Here is a 6,531-nt window from a genome sequence, read left to right on the forward strand (position 1 = left end):
GTCCTGATCGGCATCGAATTCCCACGTCACCTCAGGTCGATCGAACTGGAGCGATGGGACGTGAACGGTGTCGCCCCAAATCAGAATGCGTTCGCCACCGCTCGAAACACGAAAGCAGCTGTGTCCCGCTTCATGGCCATGGGCTTCGACAATGTCGACATCTGTCCCGATACGGTCTCCGGCCTCGAATGGTTCCGCCATGCTGTGAAATCGTTCGAGCCGCACTTCGGCGCGAAAAAAGCCAAGTTCTTCCCCGGGAACGAGCAAGCGCGCCAGGCGCGGGAAAGCGTCGCGGCCGTCGGCAAGCACAAGACCGTGGATGTGGTCGAGATGGGTGTGGGTGAAACAGACGGCACGAACTCGTCCGGCATCGATGCCAGCTTCGTCCAGCGCCTCGGGAAGTCGGCCCATGGTGGGATGCCAGGCGTTCGAGGCACCGGTATCGATCAGGATGATTCCGTCTCCATCGTCAATCGCGAAGGCATTGACGGACAGTCTGAGTTGACCATCAACCAATGCGACTTGTTGCGGCAATTCATCGCCAAACGGCTTGTCGCCGGGTTGCCGAAGCCGTCCGATCGGCATGTCGACATAGCCATCGCGCAAGGAGGTGATGCGCAAGTCACCAAGATCGTAGGTCTGATAAAGGTCGCCCGAAGCCATGCGGTGCATTTTTTCCGATCCGTCTGTAGACAACCGGCAACATGCGACGGGCCAGCTGCGTCGGCAACCCGCCCCGTCAATTCGATCTGTGCCATGTGTGCGTGCGTCGCCTGCCGTGGCCGGATGATGCAGTCGGCGAGGCGGTCCGTTTCGTTCAACTCGCCGGCATGGTGCTGATACCCTGATGTCACGATAGCCTCGGCCCAATCGGGGTTGGACTGCTACATCGACCGGGCTGCCATCTGGTCGCGCCCTTTGCCCTGATATATCCGGCTGCGATCCGTCACATGAGTGAAGCCGTGAAGACATCCAGCCTGACCGGCGCCGTTTCCCCGATGATCCCGGTGCTCGTATGCGCGCTTGCGATCTTCCTGCTGTCCGGGATGGATGCGGCGATGAAGATCCTGGTCATCGCGGTCGGGGTCTACAACACCTTGCTGTGGCGCAGCATGGTCGCGGCCGTGGTCGCGGGCGCAGCCTGGTTGGCGGGACCACGCTTAAAGCCGACCATTCCGGTGCTGAGGCTGCATGCGCTGCGTGCCGCAATTGTCGGCGTCGTGCTGATATCCTTCTTCTGGGGCTTGGCCAGGCTGCCGCTCGCGGAGGCGATCGGGCTCAGCTTCGTGGCGCCCTTGTTTGCGCTGTTTCTCGCCGCGCTACTGCTGGGCGAACGGATCCGACGCCAGGCTGTCTGGGCATCGTTGGCCGGCATCGCCGGCGTCGCCATCATCATGGCCGGCCAGTTCGGGCAGGCAGACTATTCGCAGGACGCCATGCTCGGCACGGCAGCGGTGCTCGTGTCGACGGTGTTCTACGGATACAATCTGATCCTCGCCCGGCAACAGGCGCAGTTGGCCAAGCCGATCGAGATCATGCTGTTCCAGAACCTTTGCGTTGCCATCCTGCTAGGCCTCGCGGCACCCTGGCTTGCCGTCGCCCTGCCGAGCGATCTTTGGCTTCCTTTGGCCGGGGTGACGGTGCTGTCGCTCGCCGGGCAATTCCTGATGAGCTGGTCCTACGCCCGCGCCGAAGCGCAATATCTGATCCCGACGGAATACTCGGCCTTCATCTGGGCGGTCGCGCTTGGCTGGTTCTTCTTCGGCGAGGAGGCGACCTGGACCACGCTGACGGGAGCGTGCCTGATCGTCGCCGGCTGCCTGATCGCCGCGCGGGCCAATCCCAGGCTTGCCGAGCCCATCGAAGTGGCGGTTTGAACGTCGACGTTCAACGCCCCGCAGGATCGCGAAATACCCCAGTCTCCACCTCGTGCATGAAGTGAGCGATGAGAGCCGCGCATTGGCGATGATGCGTTTCGAGAAGCATGTGCCCGCTCTCAAAGACATGGATTTCGACGGCGTCGAGATCGCGGCTGTAGGCCATGATCTCGTCCAGCGCGAAGAAGGCGTCGTGGCGCCCCCACAGCACCAGGCATGCTGGCTGTTGGTCGCGGAGATAGGCCTGGATGGCCGGGAAGCGCGCGATGTGCGAGCCATAATCGGTGAAGAGTTCGAACTGAATGTCGGTGTTGCCGGGCCTCGCCAGGCGCTCCGTATCGAGATACCAACCCTCGGGCGGAAACAACACTTTCAGACGCTCGGGGAGACCGCCGATATATTGGTTTCGGGTCCCCTCGAAATTCATCCAGTCCGGCAGTTTGGCGCGGTTTTCTTCAGTCGGTTCGGCGAAGAACGCCTTCGGCGCGTCCCATTCCGGTCCCAGCCCCTCGTCATGAGCGTTGCTGTCCTGGGCGATCAGGCCGAGGATGCGATCCGGACGCCGTGTGGCGAGATGATAGCCGACGGGCGTGCCGAAGTCAGTGATGTGGAGGAAGAATCGCTGGAGGCCGAGGGCCTCGATGAAGGCTTCGATCGTGCTGGCCAGGTTGTCGAACGTGTAGTCATAGGCATCGATGGAAGGGGCGGACGAAAAGCCGAAACCGGGCAGATCCGGCGCCACCACATAGGCTGTCTCCGCCAGCGGTTCGATGACATTGCGATAGACGTGCGACGAAGTCGGATATCCGTGCAGCAGCAGGATTGCCGGTCTGCGGGGATCGCCGGCATGACGGTAGAAGATGTCGAGGCCGTCGACATTGATGGTTTCGTGGCGGGTCTTGTAACGATTGCTGCACATCCTCTCCCTCCCAGGGGTTCCGCGCCGATCTGGCGACGCGCTGGCTTTGACACCACGTATCCGTATGATAGTGGTTACATCATGTAACCGTATAATCCGGTTAATGAGGTTATGTTCCATGGGCGATGCATACACCGAATGGGTACCGGATCACTTCATAGGCGGGCATCCCGCTTTGGACCTGTCGAACGCCGTGTTCGACCGGCGGGCGCCGGCAGCAGACAATGAACTCTTCAAGTCCGTCCGGGATGTTGCGAACTGGTTCAGCGCCTCAGGGCTTGCCGACGATCGCCAGGCGCAGGCCGTTGCCGAGATAGCGGATGGGCGGTTCGTGGAAGGGGTCCGCGAAATGCGGGAGGCGTCATTTCAGGTTTTCGATCCAATCGCCGCGGGCAAACCGTCTGCGGTCGAACCGCTCGGCGTGTTGTTCTCGCGCACGGCAAGCTCGCTTGCCGCCGGGTCTATCGAGCTGGATGGCACCAGGCCGGAGCTTGCCCTTGGCCGGTGGCGCGATCCGGACGCCGTCACCGCGTTGCTGGCCATGCTGTCCATCGAAGCATTCTTCACCCTGCCGCGCGACAGGCTGCATTCCTGCCCTCGCTGTGGCTGGCTTTTCCTCGATACGTCGCGAGGCGGCAAGCGGCGCTGGTGCAGCATGCGCACCTGCGGCAACCGCGAGAAGGTGTCGCGCCACCGAGATCATACCGACGTCTAGACTGGGTTAGCGCACCACGTCGCCTTTGCTGCGGGCGGGCCGGATGCCGGCGCGTCACTCCGGAAGACCGGCCTTGCGAAAACCATCGACGAAATGCTCGAGCGTAGCGGCGTCGCGGAATGGCTCGGTCGTCGCCCAGTGATGGGTTGTGAAATGCGGGTTGCCGACGAGGAACAGTTCAGCCTCTGCGCGCGCCTCGTCGAGCCGGCCGAGTTGGGCCATGCTTGCCGCCAGGAAACGGCGTGAGCTTGTGCGATAGGTCTCGTCACGGCGCAACGTCTCGATCGCGGCTTGGTAGTCGCGCGCCGCATATTGCGCCTGGCCGAGCGTCAGATAGTACCAGCTCGCCGGAAACGGGTTCAGCCGGAACGCCTTGCCGATGTGCTCGAGGCCCTCTTCGACCCGTCCGGCCAGGACCGCGATGTCGGACAATGCCGCCCAGGTGTCGGCCTCGTTCGGGTCGAGCTCGATCGCTTTGGCGAATTCCGCATCCGCTTCAGTGAAGCTGCGCTCATAAGCAAGCAGATAAGCCAGGATCCAGCGACAACCGGCGTCGTTGGGATCGATCGCCACCGCCTTGCGCGCCAGCTCCAGGGCAACGCTGCGGGCAGCCTCGGTTGGTCCGCCCCAATGCACCTGTCCCATCCAGTGGTTCATGGCAAGCCAACGATAGGGCTCGGCATAATCAGGATCGAGCGACACCGCGCGCGTCAGCATCAGATGCGCTTCCTGCGCCATCTGCGGCGAGTCGTCGATCAGCTTTCGCGCCCGCACGCAGAGGTCGTAGGCCTCCAGATTTCGCGGCCGATTGCGCGGCGGCGGCGCGCGCAGCCGGCCAAGCAGCGCTTCCACGATCTTGGACGTCACCTCGTCTTGAACGGCAAAGATATCCTCCAGGCCGCGATCGAAGCGTTCCGCCCACAGATGATCGCCACTCATCGCGTCGACCAGCTGTGCGTTGATGCGCACGCGCCCCGCGGCGCGTCTTGCACTGCCTTCCAACAGGTAGCGCACGCCAAGATCCCCGGCGATCTCGCGCACGTCCATCGCTTTTCCCTTGTAGGCAAAGGTCGAGTTGCGGGCGATGACGAACAGGCCGGAGATTCTGGACAGGTCGGTGATCAGGTCTTCCGTCAACCCATCCACGAAGGGATCCTGCTCGGGATCGTTGCTGAAATTGACGAAGGGCAGCACGGCTATCGACGGTTTGTCGGGCAGCGGCAAGGGTTTTCGCCTGGCCTCGCCCAGCTGTTCGACGGCCCCCGTGAAACGGTAGCCGACGCGCGGAACGGTGGATATCCATTCGCCGTTGTCGCCGACGGGCCAAGCAGCTTGCGCAGCTGCGCGATCTGGACGGTGAGATTGCCTTCCTCGACGGCCGTGCCCGGCCACGCGGCGTCCATCAGTTCGGCTTTTCCGAGGATTTCGCCGGGCCGCCCGACGAGTGCCGCAAGCAGGCTCAGCCCGCGATAGCCGACGGCAACGGGGACATCGTTCCGAAGCAGCGTTCCCGCACGCGGATCAAGCACGAACGGACCAAAGGCAAAACGCGATCCCTGCATAGGCGCATCTATAGGGCCGCTCTAGCTCGTTTGGAAGTTTTGGGAACTATTTGGGAGGGCTTAATTACGGCGCCGTCCGTATCGCGCAGAATTCAACCCCATCGAGAGCCCAGGCCCTCAAACCATATGGAGGTTGCCATGACCAATACCCTCACTTGTGCAGCGCGGCCGGGAACGCCTGTGCGGCCGGCATCGCGCCGGCTCCTGAAGACCCTGCGAAGCATCATCGCGAGCTGGCACGATCGGACTTGGCGCGAGCGGATACGCTTTCGCTGGCAGCTCAGGCAAATGTCGAAGGACAATCCGCATCTGATCGACGATATCGGCCTGACGATACAGCAGGTCGAGGGAGAGATCGCCAAGTCCTTCTGGGAACGATAGAGCGAAATGCCGCAAATCGCGTCGACCGTCAGCGCACCGCCTCGCGAGGGGCGCCGGCCAGGCGGGTGGCGATCAGCTTGTCGATGCGGCGGCCGTCGAGATCGACCACCTCGAAGCGCCAGCCCTGCGCGTCGACGCATTCGCCAGTCGCCGGCAGATGGTGCATATGCGACAGCACATAGCCGGCGACGGTTTCGTAATCGCGGTTTTCCGGCAGGTCGATGCCGAGAATGTCGGCCATCTCGTCGGCCTGCATGTAGCCGGCGAGCAGCCACGAGCCGTCCTCGCGCTTGACCGCGTTTTCCTCGTCGCCGGCGTCGGTGTCGGCGCGGAACACGCCGGTGATGGCTTCCAGAATGTCGGCCGGGGTGACGATGCCTTCGAAATGGCCGTATTCGTCATGCACCAGCGCCATCGGCACGTCGGATTCCTTTAGCTTCTGCAGCACATCGAGCGCGTCGGCCTGGTCGTAGACGATGGGGGCTGCGCGCACATGCCTGCGCGGATCGAGCACGCGGCCGGCAAGCAGTGCGGCCAGCACATCACGCGTCTGGACGACGCCGACCATGACGTCGACGCCGCCGTCGCCTGCCGGCAGGCGCGAATGCTGGGTTTCCATGAGCAGCTTGCGGATGGCCGCCTCGTCGGATTGCAGATTGATCCAGTCGACTTCGGTGCGCGGCGTCATCACCGCGCGCACGGCGCGGTCGCCAAGCCGCATGACGCCGGCGATCATGCGCCGCTCGTCGGATTCGATGGTGCCGTGATGCTCGGCCTCGGCGACCAGCATCTTGATCTCCTCGTCGGTGACCTTTTCCTCGCTTTCGCCGCGCTGACCGAGCAGCCACAATATGGTGCGGCCGGAGAAGTCGAGCAGGAAGACCAGCGGCGCCGACACCGTGGCGAGGATGGTCATCGCCGGAGCGACCCTGGCGGCGACCCGCTCGGGATCACGCAACGCGATCTGCTTGGGCACCAGCTCGCCGACGATCAGCGAGAAATAGGTGATGATAGCAACGACGATGCCGACGCCGAGCGGGTCGGCGACAGTCTCGCGGATGCCGGTCGAAGCCAGGA

Annotated in this window: 6 protein-coding genes and 1 pseudogene; 3 read left to right on the forward strand and 4 right to left on the reverse strand. The window is 63.2% G+C overall.

The window, feature by feature from the left end; genetic code table 11:
- Positions 1–663: MBL fold metallo-hydrolase (locus tag EN991_RS18575; RefSeq protein ID WP_245461002.1), on the reverse strand; the 663-nt coding region annotated here is incomplete at its 3' end.
- Positions 664–950: 287 nt separating this feature from the next.
- Between EN991_RS18575 and EN991_RS18585 the strand changes: the two genes are divergently transcribed.
- Positions 951–1,877, forward strand: a complete 927-nt coding sequence (locus EN991_RS18585) for a DMT family transporter (protein WP_013530053.1) — start codon at positions 951–953, stop codon at positions 1,875–1,877.
- A gap of 10 nt (positions 1,878–1,887) precedes the next feature.
- Here the strand turns inward: EN991_RS18585 and EN991_RS18590 are convergent, their stop codons facing one another.
- Positions 1,888–2,916 carry an alpha/beta hydrolase gene (locus tag EN991_RS18590; protein ID WP_245461003.1) on the reverse strand — a complete coding sequence of 343 codons (1,029 nt, stop codon included), beginning with the start codon at positions 2,914–2,916 and terminating at the stop codon, positions 1,888–1,890.
- On the opposite strand from EN991_RS18590, the gene EN991_RS18595 reads away from it, so the two are divergent.
- Positions 2,915–3,511, forward strand: a complete 597-nt coding sequence (locus tag EN991_RS18595; protein ID WP_127369276.1) for a CGNR zinc finger domain-containing protein — start codon at positions 2,915–2,917, stop codon at positions 3,509–3,511. The genes EN991_RS18590 and EN991_RS18595 overlap by 2 nt on opposite strands.
- Before the next feature lie 54 nt (positions 3,512–3,565).
- On the opposite strand, the pseudogene EN991_RS18600 reads toward EN991_RS18595, so the two are convergent.
- Positions 3,566–5,073 (reverse strand): annotated as a pseudogene (locus EN991_RS18600) (winged helix-turn-helix domain-containing tetratricopeptide repeat protein).
- A 138-nt stretch (positions 5,074–5,211) separates the two neighbouring features.
- Here EN991_RS18600 and EN991_RS18605 point away from each other — a divergent pair.
- The gene (locus EN991_RS18605) at positions 5,212–5,454 is read left to right on the forward strand and encodes a hypothetical protein (RefSeq protein ID WP_013530057.1); all 243 of its coding nucleotides are present in this window, start codon (positions 5,212–5,214) and stop codon (positions 5,452–5,454) included.
- A gap of 28 nt (positions 5,455–5,482) precedes the next feature.
- Here the strand turns inward: EN991_RS18605 and EN991_RS18610 are convergent.
- On the reverse strand, positions 5,483–6,531 hold a 1,049-nt coding region (locus tag EN991_RS18610), incomplete at its 5' end, for a hemolysin family protein (RefSeq protein WP_164769183.1).

This window comes from Mesorhizobium sp. M7A.F.Ca.US.005.03.2.1, from assembly GCF_003997795.1.
Lineage (GTDB): Bacteria > Pseudomonadota > Alphaproteobacteria > Rhizobiales > Rhizobiaceae > Mesorhizobium > Mesorhizobium ciceri.

Bases quoted from the DNA above. Each gene is read 5' to 3' on its own strand.
- EN991_RS18595 (WP_127369276.1), top strand. From the start codon at position 2,915: ATGGGCGATGCATACACCGAATGGGTACCGGATCACTTCATAGGCGGG.
- EN991_RS18605 (WP_013530057.1), top strand. From the start codon at position 5,212: ATGACCAATACCCTCACTTGTGCAGCGCGGCCGGGAACGCCTGTGCGG.
- EN991_RS18585 (WP_013530053.1), top strand. From the start codon at position 951: ATGAGTGAAGCCGTGAAGACATCCAGCCTGACCGGCGCCGTTTCCCCG.
- EN991_RS18590 (WP_245461003.1), bottom strand. From the start codon at position 2,916: ATGGAACATAACCTCATTAACCGGATTATACGGTTACATGATGTAACC.